This window comes from Haloarchaeobius sp. HME9146, from assembly GCF_025399835.1.
GTDB lineage: Archaea > Halobacteriota > Halobacteria > Halobacteriales > Natrialbaceae > Haloarchaeobius.
The window spans coordinates 1,196,520-1,213,934 of record NZ_JAODVR010000001.1; the positions used below are offsets into that span (position 1 = coordinate 1,196,520).

Here is a 17,415-nt window from a genome sequence, read left to right on the forward strand (position 1 = left end):
CGGCTCAGGCCGTCACGGCGACCCGGTCCGCGAGCACGTCGAAGCCGCGGTCGAGGTCGGCGATGAGGTCGTCGATGTGCTCGATACCGACGGAGACGCGGACCAGCGTGTCGGTGATGCCGAGGGCCTCACGCTCTTCCTTCGGGAGCGGTTCGTGGGTCATGCCTGCGGGAAGCTCGATGAGGGACTCGACGCCCCCGAGTGAGACCGCGAGCGTGAACTCCTCCAGGGACTCGAGGAACGCCTTCGCGTCGGTGATGTCTCCCGCCAGTTCGAAGCTCAGGACGCCACCGTAGCCGTGCATCTGCTCGCTCGCGAGGTCGTGTTGCGGGTGGCTCTCGAGGCCGGGGTAGAACACGCTCTCGACGAGGTCGTGGTCCTCGAGGTACTCCGCGATGACCGTCGCGTTCGCCTCGTGCTGGCGCATGCGCAGGGGGAGCGTCTTGATGCCGCGCATGAGGAGGTAGCTGTCGAACGGGGAGAGCATGTCACCGAGGCCGATCTGCTGGATGAAGGTGAGCTGGTCGGCGAGTTCGTCGTCGTTCATGATGACCGCACCGCCCACGGAGTCCGAGTGGCCGTTGAGGTACTTCGTGGTGCTGTGGGCGACCACGTCGGCCCCGAGGTCGAGCGGGCTCTGGAAGTACGGGCTCATGAAGGTGTTGTCGACGCCGAACACCGCGTCCGCGTCGTCGGCCAGCTCCGCGATGGCCCCGATGTCGCACATCTTCATCCGCGGGTTGGTCGGCGTCTCCATCCAGACCATCGTGGTGTCGTCGGTGATGGCGTCGGCGACGTTCGCGGTCTCGGTGGCGTCGACGAAGGAGACGTCCACGTTCAGGCGCGAGGTGAAGAGGTCCTCGAACATCCGGCGGGTGCCCGCGTACAGGTCGTCGAAGGCGACGATGTGGTCGCCGGGGCGGACGACCGACATGACGACCGAGGCGATGGCGGCCGTCCCGGAGGAGAACGCGAAAGCGTGCTTCCCACCTTCGAGCGCCCCGAGACGCTTCTCGAGCGCGTGGCGCGTGGGGTTGGACAGCCGCGAGTAGACGAACTCGCCGTTGTCCGGGTCGATGTCTTCGAGGCTCATGCTCGTGTCGAGCCCCGGCAGCGCGAAGGTGGACGCGAGGTGGATGGGCGAGACCACGTCCCCGACCTGGGGTTCGCCGGGTGTGGGCTCCTCACCGTGGCTGACTGCAAGCGTCTCGAAACGGCCTGGGTGCTCCCCGTCGTTCATGGTTGACGATGACGGTCAGTTTTGCCTAATAACTTTTCATCTGTTAGTAATTTTCGCGATTTGGTTTATTATTCGGGCGTATCTGGCCTGTTATGTGGTGTCTATGCTCGCACCACGTGTGTTCATCGGCTGTCAGTTTTGGTGGTTCCCTCGTCGCTGGTGACGGGCTCGGCCCCGGGTTCGCGGGCCTTTACGCGCCGGTACACCGGTCGCTCCGGCCCAGAGCTTGCTGTGGCGTTGGTCTCCCACGAGACGGTGATTTGATATCGCATATACTGGTTTATACAGGCCGCAGCGCGGTCGCATCGCTTCCGGTGCTGGCGACACGAAACGGCAGAAGCGGGGCGCTCAGTCGCTGTGCTGGCGGACCGACTCGAACTCGCCGGCGGTGATGGCGTCGGCGACGGCGGGCACGTCGACGTCGGGCACCTCCTGGGGATACTTACGCCGGAAGTAGCCGACGATGTTGCGCAGGTCGCGCTCGAGGAACTCGTCGGCGTTGTCGTGGTCGGTCGGGACGGCCTGGGGCCAGTCGAACACCGTGACCCCCGACTCCGAGACGAAGACGTTGTACTCGCTCATGTCCGCATGGACGAACCCCTCTCGATAGGCGGTCGCCATCTCCCGGACCACGAGGTCGAGGACACCGACGACCTGTTCCGATTCTAGTTTCGCGCGCGAGAGCTCGACTCCGTCCATCTTCTCCATCACGATGGCGTGGCGGTTCTGGTCGATGGGACGGGGGACCGAGACATCGGGATAGAGCTCTTCGAGTCGTTCGTACTCGCGTTCGGCCGCCTTGCGCGCGGTGTAGAGCCAGGAGACGTGGTCGCGGTCGCTGGTGTAGTCCCGCTCTTTCATCACCTCGCGGAAGTTGGTGAAGCCCTCGCGGTGGTACTTCAGCGCCAGCGGTTTGTACGACTGCACCTCGAACACGTCGGACTCCTTGCCGACGCCGAGGGAGGAACCGAAGCCCTGGATGGTGTCGCGCTCGGCGAAGGTGTGCAACGCGAGCGCGTCGTACCCCTCGAAGGTGAGCTTGTACCCCTCGTACTGGATGGTCTTTCGCTCCAGCAGGCCGCGGTCGAGACAGCGGTCCAGCCGATAGTCGACGTTCTCGATGGTGAGCCGCGAGAACTTCGGGATCTTCTCGCGCTGGACCCACTCGGAGAATCGCATCCCCTGCTCGACGCCCGAGAGTAGATAGAAGTCCTCGGCTTCGAGGTCGGGCATCATGGGGGCGACGTTCTGTACCATATGCGGTTGTGTAGCCGGGCGGGCGGTAAAAGCCCCGCGCGTCGGCGTCGATATATAGGATAAATCGTATCTTGCGATACGAAATCCGCCTATCGGCCCTCGTCGAGTATCGAGTGTGGGTCTGTCATGGTCACCGTGTAGACGCGCTCACGAGGAACGTAGACGTAATTATCGTTCCCCTGGTGAATCTGCCAGTGGTCCTCACGGTAGTTCAGGTCCTCGTCATCCACGTGTTCCGTCACCATTTCGTCTGCCCCCTGATAGACGATTGTCGCCATACCGAGTGTTAGCGAGCAGCGAGCATAACGTGACGGCTGGATACCGCTCGGTTGCGAACAGGGAGTAGTGACCTGGCGACCGTGTTTACAGACCGTCTGGCGAGTCGCCTATCGTGACGTGCGAACCTCCCTTCCTCCCCGTTCTGCGTCGGGTGGTGTTCAGGGCACCAGCCGAACTCTTCGGAATCCATCGGCTGGGCGGCTGGTACGAACGCTGATTCGTGTAGACGACCTACTAGCGATATGGTCGAATTCCCGGACGAGCGCCAGCTCGTCATCGAAGCCCGTGCGCAGCTTGTCGACTGGACGAATAGTGCCCGGACACAGGCGTACGCCGAACTGTTCGAGGGCGACGACCCACTTCTCGCTCCCGAGGACCAGCAGCTGCTCGACGCCATCGACTCCGCACTGGAACGACAGGGAGGCGACGGTGTCTGGGGCACCGACCAGTACGGGATACACACGGCTGGCACGTCGAGTTCGAGCGCCTCTCTCGGCGTCGTCTGTGTGTATCATCCACAGATTACGAAAGACTCCGTTCTCCGAGGCCCAGACGGTATCGACGACGACGCCGAAGAGCGGCTCAACGCAGCGCTCTGGACGTACAGCGAGCGCGTCTCGACGCTCATCGAAGAGCAACTCGACGAGTACGTGAGGGAGAAACAGCGATAGTACGACATCCCGATTCGGATTCGTGTGGCCGGTCAGCGCTCGGGGACACACGCCTGGGCTATCTCATCGTTGCCTGGTTCGCTCGTGTTCCGGCGCGAGGTCGAGAAATACGTCTTCTTCGGTACCACAGACTGGACAGGTGTGCACGAAGTGAAGACCGTCCTCGTCGCGCCGTTCGACTCGCCATTCCGACCGGGAACGGGCCTGGTTGTCACACGTCGGACAGCGTTTGGGGTGGTCCTGAAGATAGTCACTCATGAAGTCGATAAACGACTTCGTTCCGTGGCGGTACGTTGGCATCGTCGGTAACTACGCTAGGCCCACGTATCAGCGCATACCTGTTCTGGAAGGTACTGTCCACGTCTCTCACGTTCCTGACAGCAGGGAATCCCACCGGATACCGCTGTGCTGGACGAGACCGTTACGCTCCGAGCCACCAACCGTACAGTTTCTCCCGCTCGTCGTCGTCGCGGCGCTTCCGCCCGTCGTGGTAGGTCTTCCCCTTCAACAGCTGTCGCTCGACGGCGTTCGCGGCGATGCGGAGCGCGTGTGCAGCGCCGTACCCCTCTCCGTCGGCGGTGAAGTACCCCCGGTCGGTGACCAGTCGAATCCGTGCCAGCACCAGCGGAACCCCTCGGCTCTGCTCTTTGTGCTCGTCGAGTTCGATGCTGGCCTTGATGACGGTCATCTTACCGTACTTCGCCGTCATGTCCTCGATGAGCGCGGCCACGTCGTCGTAGTCCATCTCATCGAGCAGGTCGAGACCGAACACCTGAACGGCTTGCCGGTCGTCGCGTTCCCAGGTGAGTGCCTCGATGACGTCGGTCTTCGTGATGATTCCGACCGGTTCGTTGCTCTCGTCGTCGATGACGACCAGCGAGGAGATCTCCTGGTCGAACATCGTCTCGACCACATCGTCGAGCGGTGCGTTTCGTCGGACCGTTGCGACCGTGTCGGACATCACGTTTCGCACGGGAAGGTCGAGCATCCGTTCGGTATCCCCCCCGCGTGCGCCGCCACCACCGGTTCGACCGCGCCGGCTCCCGCGACCGCCGGCCCCCGTCGTTCCGCCGTGGGCCTTCCGGCCGCCGCGGGTGGTGAAGTCGATGACGTCGTACAGACTCACCATCCCGACGAGGTCGCCCTCGTCGACGACTGGAAGGTGTGCGATACGTGCTTCGCGAAGGGTGTTGAGTGCCTGCCCGAGCGTGGTCTCGGGAGTCGCACTGATGAGCTTCGTCGTGTAGGCGTCCTCGACCGTTACGGCGTCGAGGAACGGGCGGACCGCCTGCAGGACGGCGTCGGCAGTCACGACGCCGACGATCTGTTCGTCACGCAGGACCGGGAGCGTTTTCGCGTCGCTCCCGATCATGAGCCGAGCGACCTCGCGGACGTCCTCGGTGCGGTCGACGGTCGGGACGTGCTGGACCTGTGAGCCGACCTTCGCCGAGGGCTGGTTCGACGACGAGGCCAGTTGTCGCCGGCTGACGACGCCCTGATACTCCTCACCGTCTGTGACGATGACCGAATCGAGCTCTTGATTCTCGAACGCTCCGGCGACCTTCGACAGCGGTGTCCCAATGTCGAATTCAGTGAACTTCGTTGAAAGGATATCTGAGATATTCATCTTAGAACTAGTTATCCCGACGGGTGCGAGACGGTTATAGCTACCTTACTTGTTTTGTCCTCCTGCAGAGATAATTACTATCGAAGAGACAACAGAAATAGCTGAAGGGCGACCAGTCTCTGCCCGAGGCGGTTCCAGAACGCCGTGTCCCATATGGACGACGTGGTCGACGCGGGTCGGTCCGGGCTGGCGGCCATCGGTCGAGACAGGTTGGGAATGTGCAACTGTCGCGATACCACCGTGCAGGTGCAGCGTAGTGACCGACGACTCTGGTGGAGACCAACGACCCGGATACACCGGGAGTCGGGTGGCGCGTCGGGGCCGAGGGACTCGACTCCTCGGAGAACACGTTCCTCGTGGTGGGGAACCAGCGAGGCGCGGAGTTCTCGGGGTTCTGCTGCCCGGAGAACGCAATGCTCGACCGGATATATGTGCGAAATGTGACATCGTGGCTTTCGTCGCGAATGCGGGTTTGTGTTCACCAATCGTGAACCGAGTAGCTTTCTGGCCGGAATCCTAGTCAAGTCCGGCTCCCCAGAAGTGTCCTACAACGCCTCTAAATCCTCTAAAACAGCTTATTCACTAATAGCAAACGGACTGCTCAACTCGACACGAATTCGACGGTCACGCTGTTCGCACAGCTGATGACCAGGCCCGGCATGTCCTCGTCGAGGCGTTTCCCGCTCATCCGTTCGGTCGGACCGGAGACGCTCACCGCACCGACTACCACGTCCGCGTCGGTGAGTATCGGCGCGGCCACGGCCCGGCGGTCCGGGCGGAGTTCACCCCGGTCGAACGCCAGCCGCTGGTCCCGTGCAGTCCGGAGCTGGCTGGCGAGTTCGTCCCGGTCAGTGGTGGTGCGTTCCGTCCGCGGCGCGAGTTCGTCGCCGAGGAGTTCGTCGCGCTCTCGCTCCGGCTTGTTGGCCAGTAGCGCCTTCCCCCCGGCGCAGGCGTGCAGGGGGGCCCGGCCGCCGTCTCGGATCGGGTCGTCCACGTCGGAGCCGGCACTGAACACGTAGACGGCTTCGCCCTGCTCCTCGACGACGAGGCTCGCCGTCTCCCCGCTGGACTCGGCCAACCGTTCGACGTGGGGGCGGGCGACCTGATATAGTCTCTCACGTGCGCGTATCTGAGAACCGAGGTCGAGGAATCGGAACCCGAGACGGTACTCGCCGTCCTCTCGGACGACGTATCCTAGCTGCTCAAGCGTCCGGAGATGGTTGTGGACACCGCCTTTCGACAGGTCGAGCCTGTCGGCGAGTTCGGTGACGCCTGCCCGTTCGACCTTCGTGAGTTCGTCGACGACGCGGAACGTCGTGGCGGTTGCACCCACCGGATACTCTCCCATGGGTCTCATGAAACACCCTCCCTACATAAAACCGTTCACGGTTGGTGAACGAAACTCGGTGATAAATGATGTTGAATGAGTTCCACGGACTGGCGGATATCGTGGTATCAGGTGCTGTATAGCCCGTATTCGTGGATATCGGGGTTCTCCCGGATGACTGATTCGTTCACTGTTGGTGAACCCACACAACAATAAAATATCTGGTACTTGTGGGTGTATTCACGGTACATATTGGTAGATAATCGCAATACGGCGAGGACTTAGTTTAGCTCTCGACATTTTACCAAAAGTATTAAGTTTCCATTTTTCATGCTGTATGACAGTGGTCAGCATGAGTGGTCAGGAACGCACCATCGACAGGCGGACGGTCTTGAAAGGAACCGGCGCAGCCAGCCTCTTCGCACTCGCGGGCTGTGTCAGCACAGGCGGTGGCGGTGGCGACACCACCAACGGCGGCGGTGGCGGCGGCGGTGGCGGTGGCGACACCACCAACGGCGGCGGTGGCGGCGGTGAGACCGCCATGGCAGACAGCATCGAAGCGTGGGGCTGGGACGTTGCAGCCAAGTCGCTCGACCTCACCGACGAGCCCTACGAGGAGGCCAACGGTGGCGACGTCTCCATCACGCAGATCGGCCGCTCGGACATGAAAGACAAGTTCAAGTCGAAGCTGCTCGCGGGCTCCGGTGCGCCCGCCGCGGCGATGATGGAGAGCGTCGACGCCGCCGCCTGGATCGATACGGGCGGACTGCGCGACGTCTCCGGGTGGCTCGACGACGACGTCAAGAGCAAGTTCGTCTCCGGCAAGTGGGGCCCGCTCACGAAGGACGGCGGCGTGTACGCGATGCCGTGGGACATCGGCCCGGTCGGAACGTTCTACCGCGAGGACGTGCTCGCCGAGCACGACGTCGACCTCTCGACGGTCGAGACCTGGGACCAGTTCATCGAGGAGGGCAAGAAGCTGCCCGACGGTCAGTACATGATCAACCTCCCGTCGAACGACTACGACGGCCTCTGGCGCATGCAGTACCGCCAGCTCGGCGGCCAGCCGTTCACGAAGGACGGGAAGGTCGCGTTCAACAACGACACCAGCGTCCGCGTGGCCCAGAACCTCAAGGCCATCAAGGACGCCGGCATCGCAGACAGCAAGGCCTCGTGGTCGAGCGCCTGGTTCTCGGCGTTCGGTGACGGGACCATCGCCTCCCTCAACGGCGGCGCGTGGATGGAGGGCACCCTCAAGGCCGAACTCCCGAGCACGTCCGGCAACTGGCGCGTGATGAAGCCCCCGGCGTACGAGTCCGGTGGCGGTCGCGCGACGAACTGGGGTGGCTCGAACCTCGTCATCGCCGACCAGGTCAGCGACGCGAAGGCCCGGCGCGCGTGGGACTACATGCAGTACACGCTCGCCTCGAAGGAGATGCAGATCAAGATGTACAAGAACTTCGGCATCTTCCCGGCCTACAAGCCGGCCTACGAGTCGGACGAGTTCGACACGAAGAACGAGTTCCTCGGCGGTCAGCGCGCTGGGCGCATGTTCGCAGAGGTCGCACCGAACATCCCGTCGTACCGCTACACCGTCGACACGCCCGAGGTCACCAAGGCCATCAACACGCACTTCAGCGACATGATGGACGGCAAGGTGAGCCCGACGAAGGCAGTCGAGAAGGCCGCACAGCAGGTCGCAGACCGCACCGGTCGCGACCTCGCCTAACGCCGCACCGCCTTTCATGTCATTCGAAACAAACGTTGACGAGCGGCAGGCATCTCGCCGGGAAAGCGTCGTAGACGCGTTCCGGAAGCGCCGCCAGCAGCTCACGCGGACGCTGCCGGAGCTCCCGGGAGTGCCCTACTTCTTCCTGCTGCCCTTCTTCGTGCTGTTCGGCGTGTTCCTCGCGTTCCCCATCGTCTACACGCTCTACCTCTCGTTCTTCGAGTTCCAGAGCGTGGGTGGGGACGCGTTGCTCACGTTCGACTTCGGGTTCTACCAGTTCACGCTCACCGCCATCGCCGACCTGAAGTTCGTCGGTCTGTCGAACTACGAGCGACTGCTTTCGGACGGGCAGTTCCACCAGGCGATGTACAACACGGTGTTCATCCTGGTGGTCCAGGTCCCGCTGATGATCGTCATCGCGCTCGCACTCGCGGTGGCACTCGACGCCGCCTTCGTCAGGGCGCGCGGGCTGTTCCGCACGCTGCTGGCGCTGCCGGTGTCGGCGAACCTGGTCGCGTACGCGACCGTGTTCGTCCTGCTGATGCAGGAGACCGGGCTGGTGAACTTCATGCTGGGAACGGTCGGCATCGACCCTATCCCGTGGTTCCAGAACGACTTCTGGTCCCGCATGACCATCGTCGGGGCGGTCACCTGGCGCTGGACCGGCTACAACATGATCATCCTGCTCGCGGGCCTGCAGAACGTCCCGCGACAGCTGTACGAAGCCGCCGAGATAGACGGCGCGAACCGCATCGAGAAGTTCAGATACGTGACCCTGCCACAGCTGAAGCCGGTGCTGTTGTTCGTGGTCGTCACCTCGACCATCGGCACGTTCAAGCTGTTCTCCGAGCCGCTCATCGTGAGCCAGGCCGGGGCCTCGGCGGAGGCCACGCGGACTATCGTCCAGTACATCTACCAGATGGCGTTCAAACAGTTCCAGCTGGGCTACGCGAGTGCGTTGACGTGGGTGCTCATCGCCGTCGTCAGCATACTTTCGGTCGTCCAGATCAAGGCAGGTGGTGATGGCGATGAGTGAGAAGGAAGCCCAGCGCGATTTCGCCTGGAAGGTCGTCACGTACCTGTTCCTGCTCGTGTCGGTCGTCGTGACCATCGTCCCGCTGTACTGGATCGTGGTCGCCTCGACCCTGAAGGAGGAGGCGTTCCTCGCGGCGGGCAGTGCACCGAGCCTGCTCCCCGGGGGCGAGTTCTTCGCTAACCTCGCCGCGCTGCAAGAACGGACGAGCCAGATATACTTCCTGAAACTCAAGGAGTTCGTCCTGACGTTCACCCTCGGCGGGACGCCGGTCAGAGTGACGCTCATCCCCGGCTTCGACGGGTTCCAGCTCGGCTTCCTCGGTGCCATCGGGAACAGCGTCTTCATCGGCGTGGTGTACACGCTGCTGTCGCTGGTCATCTGCTCGATGGGTGGCTTCGCCTTCGCGAAGTACGAGTTCAAGTACAAAGAACCGATCTTCTACACCATTCTGGCGACGCTCATCCTGCCCATCCAGTTGCTGGTCATCCCGCTGTTCCTGCTGATGTCGCGCATCGGCATGACCAACACCTACTGGGCCATCATCCTGCCGTGGGCGGCGAACCCCCTCGGCATCTTCCTGATGCGCCAGAACATGCGCTCCATCCCGGACGCGCTGCTCGAGTCCGCGCGGATGGACGGCGCGACGGAGTTCCAGCTGTTCTACCGCATCGCACTCCCGACGATGAAATCCTCGCTGGCGGCACTCTCTATCATCCTGTTCCTGTTCCAGTGGAACCTGTTCCTGTTCCCGCTGGTCATCCTCGGACAGGAGAAGTACACCATCCCGGTGGCCATCAGCGGACTCGTCGGCGCACAGCGCGTGTACTACGACCAGATCATGGTGGCAGCAGGGCTCTCTATCATCCCGATATTCCTGCTGTTCCTGTTCCTGCAGAAGTACTTCGTGAGCGGCATCCTGGCCGGTTCGGTGAAAGAGTAATCATGGCAACGATAGATATCGATACGGTACGCAAGGAGTTCGAGAACGACGAAGAGGGCACCATCGTCGCCGTCGACGACGTGGACCTCACCATCCAGGACGGTGAGTTCCTCGTGCTGGTCGGACCGTCCGGCTGTGGCAAGACGACGACGCTGCGAACCATCGCCGGCCTGGAGGACGTGACCAGCGGCGAGATCTACTTCGACGAGACGGAGGTGAGTGGGAAGCGCGCCCGCGACCGCGACGTCGCGATGGTGTTCCAGAACTACGCGCTCTACCCGCACATGAACGTCCGTCAGAACATCGGCTTCGGCCTGAAGCTCTCGAGTGAGATGTCCTCGGCCGAGATCCGGCAGAAGGTCGACCAGGTCGCGGAGATGCTCGGTATCTCCGACCTGTTACACAAGAAGCCGAAGGAGCTGTCGGGCGGCCAGCAACAGCGGGTCGCCCTGGGGCGCGCCATCATCCGCGAGCCCGAGGTGTTCCTGATGGACGAGCCGCTGTCGAACCTGGACGCGAAGCTCCGCGCGCAGATGCGGACCGAACTGCAGGAGCTCCAGCACGACCTCGACGTGACGACGGTGTACGTCACCCACGACCAGACGGAGGCGATGGCGATGGGCGACCGTATCGCCATCATGAACGACGGCGTCCTCCAGCAGGTCGGGAGCGCCGAGGAGGTGTATCGCTCGCCCACGAACGAGTTCGTCGCGGACTTCATCGGGTCGCCGAGCATCAACCTGCTCACCGCCGAGGTGGACGGGTCGACACTGCGCGGTCCCGGTGGGTTCAGACACACGCTCGAGGACGACTCGTGGGTCGACGGCTACGACGAGGTCCGCGTGGGAATCCGCCCGGAGGACCTCCGACTCACCGACGGGGAGGGGACCGACGCCGAGGTGTCGGTCGTGGAGCCGATGGGGAACGAGAACTTCCTGTACATGACCCTGGCAGACATCGAGTTGACGGCACGTATCGCGAGCGCGCTCCGGCCCAGTCCGGGCCAGACGGTGACGCTCGAGTTCGACGAGGACGCGCTGTACCTGTTCGACCCGCGCACGGGCGACGCGCTGAAGACGAAGACCGACGAGACAGACGTCGAAGTGGGGCAGTACGCCCCGGAGGGTGGTCGGTAGATGCGCATCGTCGACTACGAGCTGTACGAGGTACCGCCGCGCTGGCTGTTCCTGCGACTGGAGACCAGCGACGGGACCGTCGGCTGGGGTGAGCCGGTCGTCGAAGGCCGGGCGCACACCGTCCGGGCCGCGGTCGAGGAACTCCTCGACACGTACCTGCTCGGCAAGGACCCCTCGCCCATCGAGGACCACTGGCAGACGATGTACCGCGGCGGCTTCTACCGCGGCGGGCCGGTCCTCATGTCCGCCATCGCGGGTATCGACCAGGCGCTCTGGGACATCAAGGGCAAGCAGTTCGGCGCGCCCGTGTACGAACTGCTGGGCGGCGCGGCGCGCAATCGCGTCCGTGTCTACCAGTGGGTCGGCGGCGACCGGCCCGAAGGTGTCGCCGAGGCGGCCGCCGAGAAGGTCGACGAGGGCTTCACCGCGCTGAAGATGAACGCGACGGCGGAGATGCGCCGGGTGGACAACCCGGCCGCAGTCGACGACGCGGTGGCCAGAATCGCGGCGGTTCGCGAGGCTGTCGGTCCGGAGGTCGACATCGGCGTCGACTTCCACGGCCGCGTCTCGAAGTCGATGGCGAAGCGGCTGGCGAAGGCGCTCGAACCGCACGACCCGTTCTTCATCGAGGAGCCGGTCCTGCCCGAGCACAACGACGCCCTGCCCGAGATCGCCTGTCACACCACGACGCCCATCGCGACGGGAGAGCGCATGTTCTCCCGGTGGGACTTCAAGGAGGTGTTCGAGTCGGGTGCCGTCGACGTAATCCAGCCCGACGTGAGCCACGCGGGTGGCATCACCGAGGTCAAGAAGATCGCCGACATGGCCGAGGCGTACGACGTGGCGATGGCCCCGCACTGCCCACTGGGGCCCATCGCGCTCGCCTCCTGTATCCAGGTCGACGCCTGCTCGCCGAACACGCTCATCCAGGAGCAGAGCCTCGACATCCACTACAACGAGGGCAGCGACGTGCTCGACTACCTCGCGGACCCGTCGGTCTTCGAGTACAACGAGGGTTACGTCGACCTGCCCGACGGTCCCGGCCTCGGCATCGAGATAGACGAACAACACGTGCGCGCCAAGTCCGGCGACGTCGACTGGCACAACCCGGTCTGGCGTCACGAGGACGGCAGCGTCGCGGAGTGGTAAGATGCCGTTCGACGTACCCCTGCCCGATGGCGGTGCCAGGTTCGCCGGAGAGACCGTCCTCGTCACCGGTTCGACCCGGGGTATCGGCGAGGGCATTGCGAAGCGCTTCGCCGAAGAAGGCGCGAACGTCGTCGTCACCGGCCGCACGGTCGAGGCCGGCGAGGCGACCGTCGAAGCGATCCGGGACGAGGGCGGCGAGGCCGTCTTCGTCCGGGCGGATATGCGCGACCCCGACGACATCGCGGCCCTCGTCGAGGCCACCGCCGAGGAGTACGACGGCCTCGACGTGCTCGTGAACAACGCGGGCGTCGAGACCAACACGGCGGCCGACGAGGCGAGCATGGACGACTGGGAGTTCGTCCTGGAGACAGACTTCCGGTCGTACTGGCTCTGTGCCAAGCACGCCCGCGAGTACATGGACGAGGGGGCTGTCGTGAACGTCTCCTCGAACCACGCGTTCCTCACCATGCCCGAGATGTTCCCCTACAACGCGGTGAAGGCGGGAATCAACGGTATGACGCGGGCGATGGCGCTCGACTTCGGCCCGCACGTCCGGGTCAACACGGTGAACCCGGGCTGGGTCGCCATCGACCGGACGACCGGCGAGATGGACCCCGAGTACCGCGAGCACCTCGACTCCATCCACCCGGTCGGCCGGGTGGGGAAACCCGAGGACATCGCGGGTGTGGTCGCCTTCCTCGCCAGCGACGACGCCGCCTTCATGACCGGCGAGTCGGTGCTGGTCGACGGCGGGCGCTCACAGGTGATGCAGGACGACATGCTCCCGGACTACGGCGAGCGCCGCGAGCGAGGGCCGGAATGAGCCCGGGTGTGGATGTGACCGGTGGCGAGACGACCGTCACCTACGACCCGGCGGTCCGGCGGCTCGTCGTGGAACGGGACGGTTCCGACGGGACGACGATACTGCTCTCCGGCACGCTGTCACTGGCACTCGGCGATTCAGTCGCCCCAGCAGTCGGTTCACGGGCCGCGGTCGACCCGGTCCCCGGCTCCGAGGACGGTGCCCGCATCGTCCACGGCGACGACTGGGAGACGACGGTCGACCTGGTTCCTGGTGACGGCTTCGTCGACGTGCGGATTTCAGTACGACTGGAAGGCGACACCGAACTCGGCGACCTCCGGATTCTGGCCGACGCCGACGTGCCGGCGTACGGCCCCGAATCGTCCGTCTACCGCCACGGCTACCAGTCGTGGACGCCCACTGGGACGCTCCCGGTCGACGAGTCGTTCCCCGAGGAACCGGCCGAGAACGTCCCGATGATGCTCGACCCGGGCGCACCCGAGGACACCTCGAACTACCTCACCGCCCTGCTCGGCGGCGAGGGGTCGCCCGACTGCACGCTCGGCTTCCTCGACCACTCGCGGTTCGTCACCCGGTTCGACGTGGACCGCGACGCAGAGGGAATCCACGGAATCGACGCGGTGTGCCCCGGCGACGGGGCCGTCGTTCGAGGTCACGACGGCGACCACGAACCCCGGCGACTCGAACTCCCGACGCTCCGAATCGACGCGACGACCGACGTGGCCGACGCCATCGAGTCCATCGCGGACGCGACCGCAGAGCAGATGGAGTCGCGTGTCCCCGACCGGGTCCCCACCGGCTGGTGCTCGTGGTACCACTACTTCACCGAGGTCACCGAGGCGGCAGTTCACGAGAACGTCGAGTCGCTCTCGGAGTGGGGCGTCCCCCTCGACCTCGTCCAGCTGGACGACGGCTACCAGACCGCCTTCGGCGACTGGCGGACCCTCGCCGAAGGATTCGACGACATGGCCGGCCTCGTGGAGGACGTGGAATCGGCTGGCTACGAACCGGGAATCTGGCTCGCTCCATTCTACGTGCAGGCGAACTCCGAGGTCGCTCAAGAGCATCCAGAGTGGCTGATTACCAAGGATGGCGAGCCGGTCGACGCCGGGGCTCGTCACGGCCCCATGTACGGGCTCGACACGACCCACCCCGAGGTGCAGTCGTGGCTCGAAGACACGTTCACGACCATCGTGGAGGACTGGGGCTTCGCGTACCTGAAACTCGACTTCCTCTACGCGGCCGCCCTCGCCGGCGACCGGTACGACGACGGTGCGACCCGCGCCGAAGCCTACCGGCAGGGCATGGCGACCATCCGCGAGGCCGTCGGTGGCGAGACGTTCATCCTCGGCTGTGGTGCCCCGCAGGGCCCGAGCGTCGGGCTGGTCGACGCGATGCGCGTCGGCCCGGACACCGCACCCCACTGGGCCAACACCCCGGCGAGCGAACCGGCCCACGAGAACGCGATTCGCAACGTCCTCAACCGGCAGTGGACCCACCGGCGCTGGTGGGTGAACGACCCCGACTGCCAGCTCGTCCGCGAGACGACCGATCTCTCGCTGGCGGAGCGTCGGAGCTTCGCCGCCATCGTCGGACTGCTCGGCGGCTCGAACTTCGTGAGCGACCGCGTCGCCGAGATAGAAGACGTGGGTCGCGAACTGGTCGAGCGCTCCCTCCCGCCGGTCGAAGACGGCCGGGTCGAGGGGCTCGGTGAGACCGAGGTTCCGAGCCGAATCGTCACGGAGCGGGACGCCGACGGTGGTCGCGCCGTGGCCGTCTTCAACTGGAGCGACGAACCGCAGACGCTGCGGGTCGACCCGGTCGAGTACGGCCTCCTCGACTCGCTGGCGTGGGACGCCTTCCGCGAGGAAGTTCACGCCGGGGCTGTCGAGCGCGAGGTCCCGGCACACGGCTGTCTGCTGGTGCACCTGACACCGGCCCACGACCGCCCACACCTGCTCGGTACCGACCACCTCGCGGGGCTCGCCTCGCAGGTCTCGGCCGTCGAGTGGGACGATGGGACGCTCTCGGTATTCCTCGATGCGGAGGAGTCACAGTCTGCCGTGGTCGCCACGCCCGAAAACTGGCGACTCGATGGCTGTGCACCCGACACAGAATCCGACGGCGGCACCGACGACGTGGCGCGAGTCACCCTCACGCCCGGCGAGAACGCACTGCGATTCACCTCTGATACCCAACCATGAGCATCGGCGTCTGTTACTTCCCCGAGCACTGGCCCAGCGAGAACTGGGAGCGAGACATCGAACAGATGGCCGACGCCGGCTTCGAGTACGTCCGCATGGCGGAGTTCTCGTGGGGCCGCGTCGAGCCAGAACGCGGCGAGTTCGACTTCGAGTGGCTCGACGAGGCGGTCGAACTCGTCGGCGAGCACGGCATGGAGGCCGTGCTCTGCACCCCGACCGCCACGCCCCCGAAGTGGCTGGTCGACGAACATCCCGAGATTCTGCAGGCGGACGAGGACGGCACGACCCGTGAGTGGGGTAGCCGGCGGTTCACCTGCTTCAACTCGGAGACCTATAGGGAGGAGACGCGGCGCATCGTCCGGGAATTCACGGAGAGATACGCCGACAACCCACACGTCGCGGGCTGGCAGACCGACAACGAGTTCGGCTGCCACGAGACGGTGCGGTGTTACTGTGATGACTGCGCCGCGGCCTTCCGAGACTGGCTCCGCGGGAAGTACGACGACATCGCGGACCTCAACGACTCCTGGGGCAACACCTTCTGGAGTCAGCAGTACGACTCCTTCGAGGCGGTTGACCCGCCCCGTCCCTCGCCCGCGGAACGCCACCCGTCGCGCCTGCTGGACTACTACCGGTTCGCGAACGACAGCGTGGTCGAGTACAACCGGATTCACGCGGATCTCATCCGCGAGGCCAACGACGACTGGTTCGTCACCCACAACTTCATGGGCGACTTCGCCAGCCTCGACGCCTACTCCCTCGCGCCGGACCTCGACTTCCTCGGGTGGGACTCCTACCCCACCGGCTTCGTCCAGGACCGTCGCCAGGGCGAGGCCACCGTGCCCGAACTCCGGGCGGGCGACCCCGACGAGGTGAGCATGAACCACGACATCTACCGGGGTGCCAAACAGAAACCCTTCTGGGTGCTCGAACAGCAACCCGGCGACGTGAACTGGCCGCCCTACGCCCCGCAGCCGGGCGAGGGCGCGATGCGGCTCTGGGCGCACCACGCGGTGGCTCACGGTGCCGACGCGGTCTGTTACTTCCGCTGGCGGCGCTGCCGCCAGGGACAGGAGCAGTACCACGCCGGGCTTCGCAAGGCCGACGGCTCGGCCGACCGGGGCTACCACGATGCCGCCCAGACCGCCGAGGAGCTGTTCGAACTCGACCCCGTGGACGCGCCTGTCGCCATCCTCCACGACTACGAGAACCTCTGGGCGACCGAGATTCAACCGCACAGCCCCGACTGGGACTACTGGTCGTTCATCAGGACCTACTACGCCGCGGCACGCCGCCACGGCGTGCAGGCCGACGTGGTCCACCCGGAGACCGACCTCTCTGGCTACGAGGCGGTGGTTGCGCCGGCACTGCACCTCGTCGACGAGGACCTCGCTGGGAACCTGACGGAGTACGTCGAGTCCGGCGGGCACCTGCTGCTCGGCGCGCGAACCGGCCTGAAGGACCCCTACAACAAGCTGCACAACGCGCCCGCACCCGGGCCGCTGGCCGACCTCGCGGGCGCGACGGTCGACCAGCACGAGAGCCTTCCATCGCAGGTTCCGACCGAACTCCAGTACCGGGGCGAGTCCTTCGAGTACCGGACGTGGGCCGAGTGGCTCGTCCCCGAGGACGCCGAGTCCCTGGGTGAGTTCACCAGCGGGACTGCCGCTGGCAATTCGGCAGTGACGACCACCGACCGCGGCGACGGCCAGGTAACCCTCTGCGGCGTCTGGCCCGAGGCGGACCTCGCCGACGCACTCGTCTCGGACGTGCTCGACGCGGCTGGCGTCGCCCGCACCCACCGCCTGCCCGACTCGGTCCGGGTCGCCGAGCGCGACGGCTACTCCTGGGTCACGAACTTCGGGCCCGACGCGGTCGCCATCGACGCACCCGAGGACGCCTCGTTCCTCGTCGGGAGCGACGAAATCGGCGGCTACGACGTGGCCGTGGTCGAGGCTGCAGCCAGCGACCTCACGGTCGAAACGCAGTAAGCGAAC

14 protein-coding genes are annotated in these 17,415 nt (G+C 65.0%); 9 read left to right on the top strand and 5 right to left on the bottom strand.

Annotated elements, in window-relative coordinates:
* Nucleotides 1-4 precede the first annotated feature (4 nt).
* The 3 genes from N6C22_RS06150 to N6C22_RS06160 form a co-directional block, all read right to left on the bottom strand.
* Nucleotides 5-1,240, bottom strand: a complete 1,236-nt coding sequence (locus N6C22_RS06150; RefSeq protein WP_261650183.1) for a PLP-dependent aspartate aminotransferase family protein — start codon at nucleotides 1,238-1,240, stop codon at nucleotides 5-7.
* Nucleotides 1,241-1,588: 348 nt separating this feature from the next.
* Entirely contained in the window at nucleotides 1,589-2,497 is a 909-nt protein-coding gene (locus tag N6C22_RS06155) for an RIO1 family regulatory kinase/ATPase (protein WP_261650184.1), read from the bottom strand.
* 89 nt (nucleotides 2,498-2,586) lie between these two features.
* Nucleotides 2,587-2,775: a hypothetical protein gene (locus tag N6C22_RS06160; RefSeq protein ID WP_261650186.1), complete on the bottom strand. Its 189-nt coding sequence runs from the start codon at nucleotides 2,773-2,775 to the stop codon at nucleotides 2,587-2,589.
* Between the two features lie 243 nt (nucleotides 2,776-3,018).
* On the opposite strand from N6C22_RS06160, the gene N6C22_RS06165 reads away from it, so the two are divergent.
* On the top strand, nucleotides 3,019-3,447 hold the full coding sequence (locus N6C22_RS06165; RefSeq protein WP_261650187.1) for a hypothetical protein: 429 nt from the start codon (nucleotides 3,019-3,021) through the stop codon (nucleotides 3,445-3,447).
* Nucleotides 3,448-3,868: 421 nt separating this feature from the next.
* Here the strand turns inward: N6C22_RS06165 and N6C22_RS06170 are convergent, their stop codons facing one another.
* A complete protein-coding gene (locus N6C22_RS06170; protein WP_261650189.1) occupies nucleotides 3,869-5,074 on the bottom strand; it encodes a CBS domain-containing protein in 1,206 nt (401 codons plus the stop codon).
* 601 nt (nucleotides 5,075-5,675) lie between these two features.
* Nucleotides 5,676-6,422, bottom strand: coding sequence for an IclR family transcriptional regulator (locus N6C22_RS06175; RefSeq protein WP_261650191.1), 747 nt, complete (start codon nucleotides 6,420-6,422; stop codon nucleotides 5,676-5,678).
* A gap of 331 nt (nucleotides 6,423-6,753) precedes the next feature.
* Here N6C22_RS06175 and N6C22_RS06180 point away from each other — a divergent pair, with 331 nt between their 5' ends.
* From N6C22_RS06180 to N6C22_RS06215, 8 genes are read left to right on the top strand one after another with little or no spacing between them, the layout of a single operon-like run.
* Complete coding sequence (locus N6C22_RS06180; RefSeq protein WP_261650192.1) at nucleotides 6,754-8,130, top strand: ABC transporter substrate-binding protein; 1,377 nt, start codon at nucleotides 6,754-6,756, stop codon at nucleotides 8,128-8,130.
* Nucleotides 8,131-8,146: 16 nt separating this feature from the next.
* Nucleotides 8,147-9,166 (top strand): carbohydrate ABC transporter permease, encoded by a 1,020-nt coding sequence (locus tag N6C22_RS06185; RefSeq protein ID WP_261650194.1) that lies wholly within the window; start codon nucleotides 8,147-8,149, stop codon nucleotides 9,164-9,166.
* On the top strand, nucleotides 9,159-10,106 hold the full coding sequence (locus N6C22_RS06190) for a carbohydrate ABC transporter permease (RefSeq protein WP_261650196.1): 948 nt from the start codon (nucleotides 9,159-9,161) through the stop codon (nucleotides 10,104-10,106). Before N6C22_RS06185 ends, N6C22_RS06190 begins: the two co-directional genes overlap by 8 nt.
* A gap of 2 nt (nucleotides 10,107-10,108) precedes the next feature.
* Nucleotides 10,109-11,242 carry an ABC transporter ATP-binding protein gene (locus N6C22_RS06195; RefSeq protein WP_261650197.1) on the top strand — a complete coding sequence of 378 codons (1,134 nt, stop codon included), beginning with the start codon at nucleotides 10,109-10,111 and terminating at the stop codon, nucleotides 11,240-11,242.
* The gene (gene dgoD, locus N6C22_RS06200) at nucleotides 11,243-12,391 is read left to right on the top strand and encodes a galactonate dehydratase (RefSeq protein ID WP_261650198.1); all 1,149 of its coding nucleotides are present in this window, start codon (nucleotides 11,243-11,245) and stop codon (nucleotides 12,389-12,391) included. It begins immediately after the preceding gene.
* A gap of 1 nt (nucleotide 12,392) precedes the next feature.
* On the top strand, nucleotides 12,393-13,214 hold the full coding sequence (locus tag N6C22_RS06205) for an SDR family NAD(P)-dependent oxidoreductase (protein WP_261650199.1): 822 nt from the start codon (nucleotides 12,393-12,395) through the stop codon (nucleotides 13,212-13,214).
* The gene (locus tag N6C22_RS06210; protein ID WP_261650200.1) at nucleotides 13,211-15,418 is read left to right on the top strand and encodes an alpha-galactosidase; all 2,208 of its coding nucleotides are present in this window, start codon (nucleotides 13,211-13,213) and stop codon (nucleotides 15,416-15,418) included. Before N6C22_RS06205 ends, N6C22_RS06210 begins: the two co-directional genes overlap by 4 nt.
* Nucleotides 15,415-17,409 (top strand): beta-galactosidase, encoded by a 1,995-nt coding sequence (locus N6C22_RS06215; RefSeq protein ID WP_261650202.1) that lies wholly within the window; start codon nucleotides 15,415-15,417, stop codon nucleotides 17,407-17,409. Before N6C22_RS06210 ends, N6C22_RS06215 begins: the two co-directional genes overlap by 4 nt.
* Nucleotides 17,410-17,415 lie beyond the last annotated feature (6 nt).

Excerpts from the sequence above, each read along its gene's own strand:
- dgoD (WP_261650198.1), top strand. The coding sequence starts at position 11,243 with ATGCGCATCGTCGACTACGAGCTGTACGAGGTACCGCCGCGCTGGCTG.
- N6C22_RS06160 (WP_261650186.1), bottom strand. The coding sequence starts at position 2,775 with ATGGCGACAATCGTCTATCAGGGGGCAGACGAAATGGTGACGGAACAC.
- N6C22_RS06195 (WP_261650197.1), top strand. The coding sequence starts at position 10,109 with ATGGCAACGATAGATATCGATACGGTACGCAAGGAGTTCGAGAACGAC.
- N6C22_RS06175 (WP_261650191.1), bottom strand. The coding sequence starts at position 6,422 with ATGGGAGAGTATCCGGTGGGTGCAACCGCCACGACGTTCCGCGTCGTC.
- N6C22_RS06150 (WP_261650183.1), bottom strand. The coding sequence starts at position 1,240 with ATGAACGACGGGGAGCACCCAGGCCGTTTCGAGACGCTTGCAGTCAGC.
- N6C22_RS06165 (WP_261650187.1), top strand. The coding sequence starts at position 3,019 with ATGGTCGAATTCCCGGACGAGCGCCAGCTCGTCATCGAAGCCCGTGCG.
- N6C22_RS06190 (WP_261650196.1), top strand. The coding sequence starts at position 9,159 with ATGAGTGAGAAGGAAGCCCAGCGCGATTTCGCCTGGAAGGTCGTCACG.
- N6C22_RS06205 (WP_261650199.1), top strand. The coding sequence starts at position 12,393 with ATGCCGTTCGACGTACCCCTGCCCGATGGCGGTGCCAGGTTCGCCGGA.
- N6C22_RS06170 (WP_261650189.1), bottom strand. The coding sequence starts at position 5,074 with ATGAATATCTCAGATATCCTTTCAACGAAGTTCACTGAATTCGACATT.
- N6C22_RS06185 (WP_261650194.1), top strand. The coding sequence starts at position 8,147 with ATGTCATTCGAAACAAACGTTGACGAGCGGCAGGCATCTCGCCGGGAA.
- N6C22_RS06180 (WP_261650192.1), top strand. The coding sequence starts at position 6,754 with ATGAGTGGTCAGGAACGCACCATCGACAGGCGGACGGTCTTGAAAGGA.
- N6C22_RS06215 (WP_261650202.1), top strand. The coding sequence starts at position 15,415 with ATGAGCATCGGCGTCTGTTACTTCCCCGAGCACTGGCCCAGCGAGAAC.
- N6C22_RS06155 (WP_261650184.1), bottom strand. The coding sequence starts at position 2,497 with ATGGTACAGAACGTCGCCCCCATGATGCCCGACCTCGAAGCCGAGGAC.
- N6C22_RS06210 (WP_261650200.1), top strand. The coding sequence starts at position 13,211 with ATGAGCCCGGGTGTGGATGTGACCGGTGGCGAGACGACCGTCACCTAC.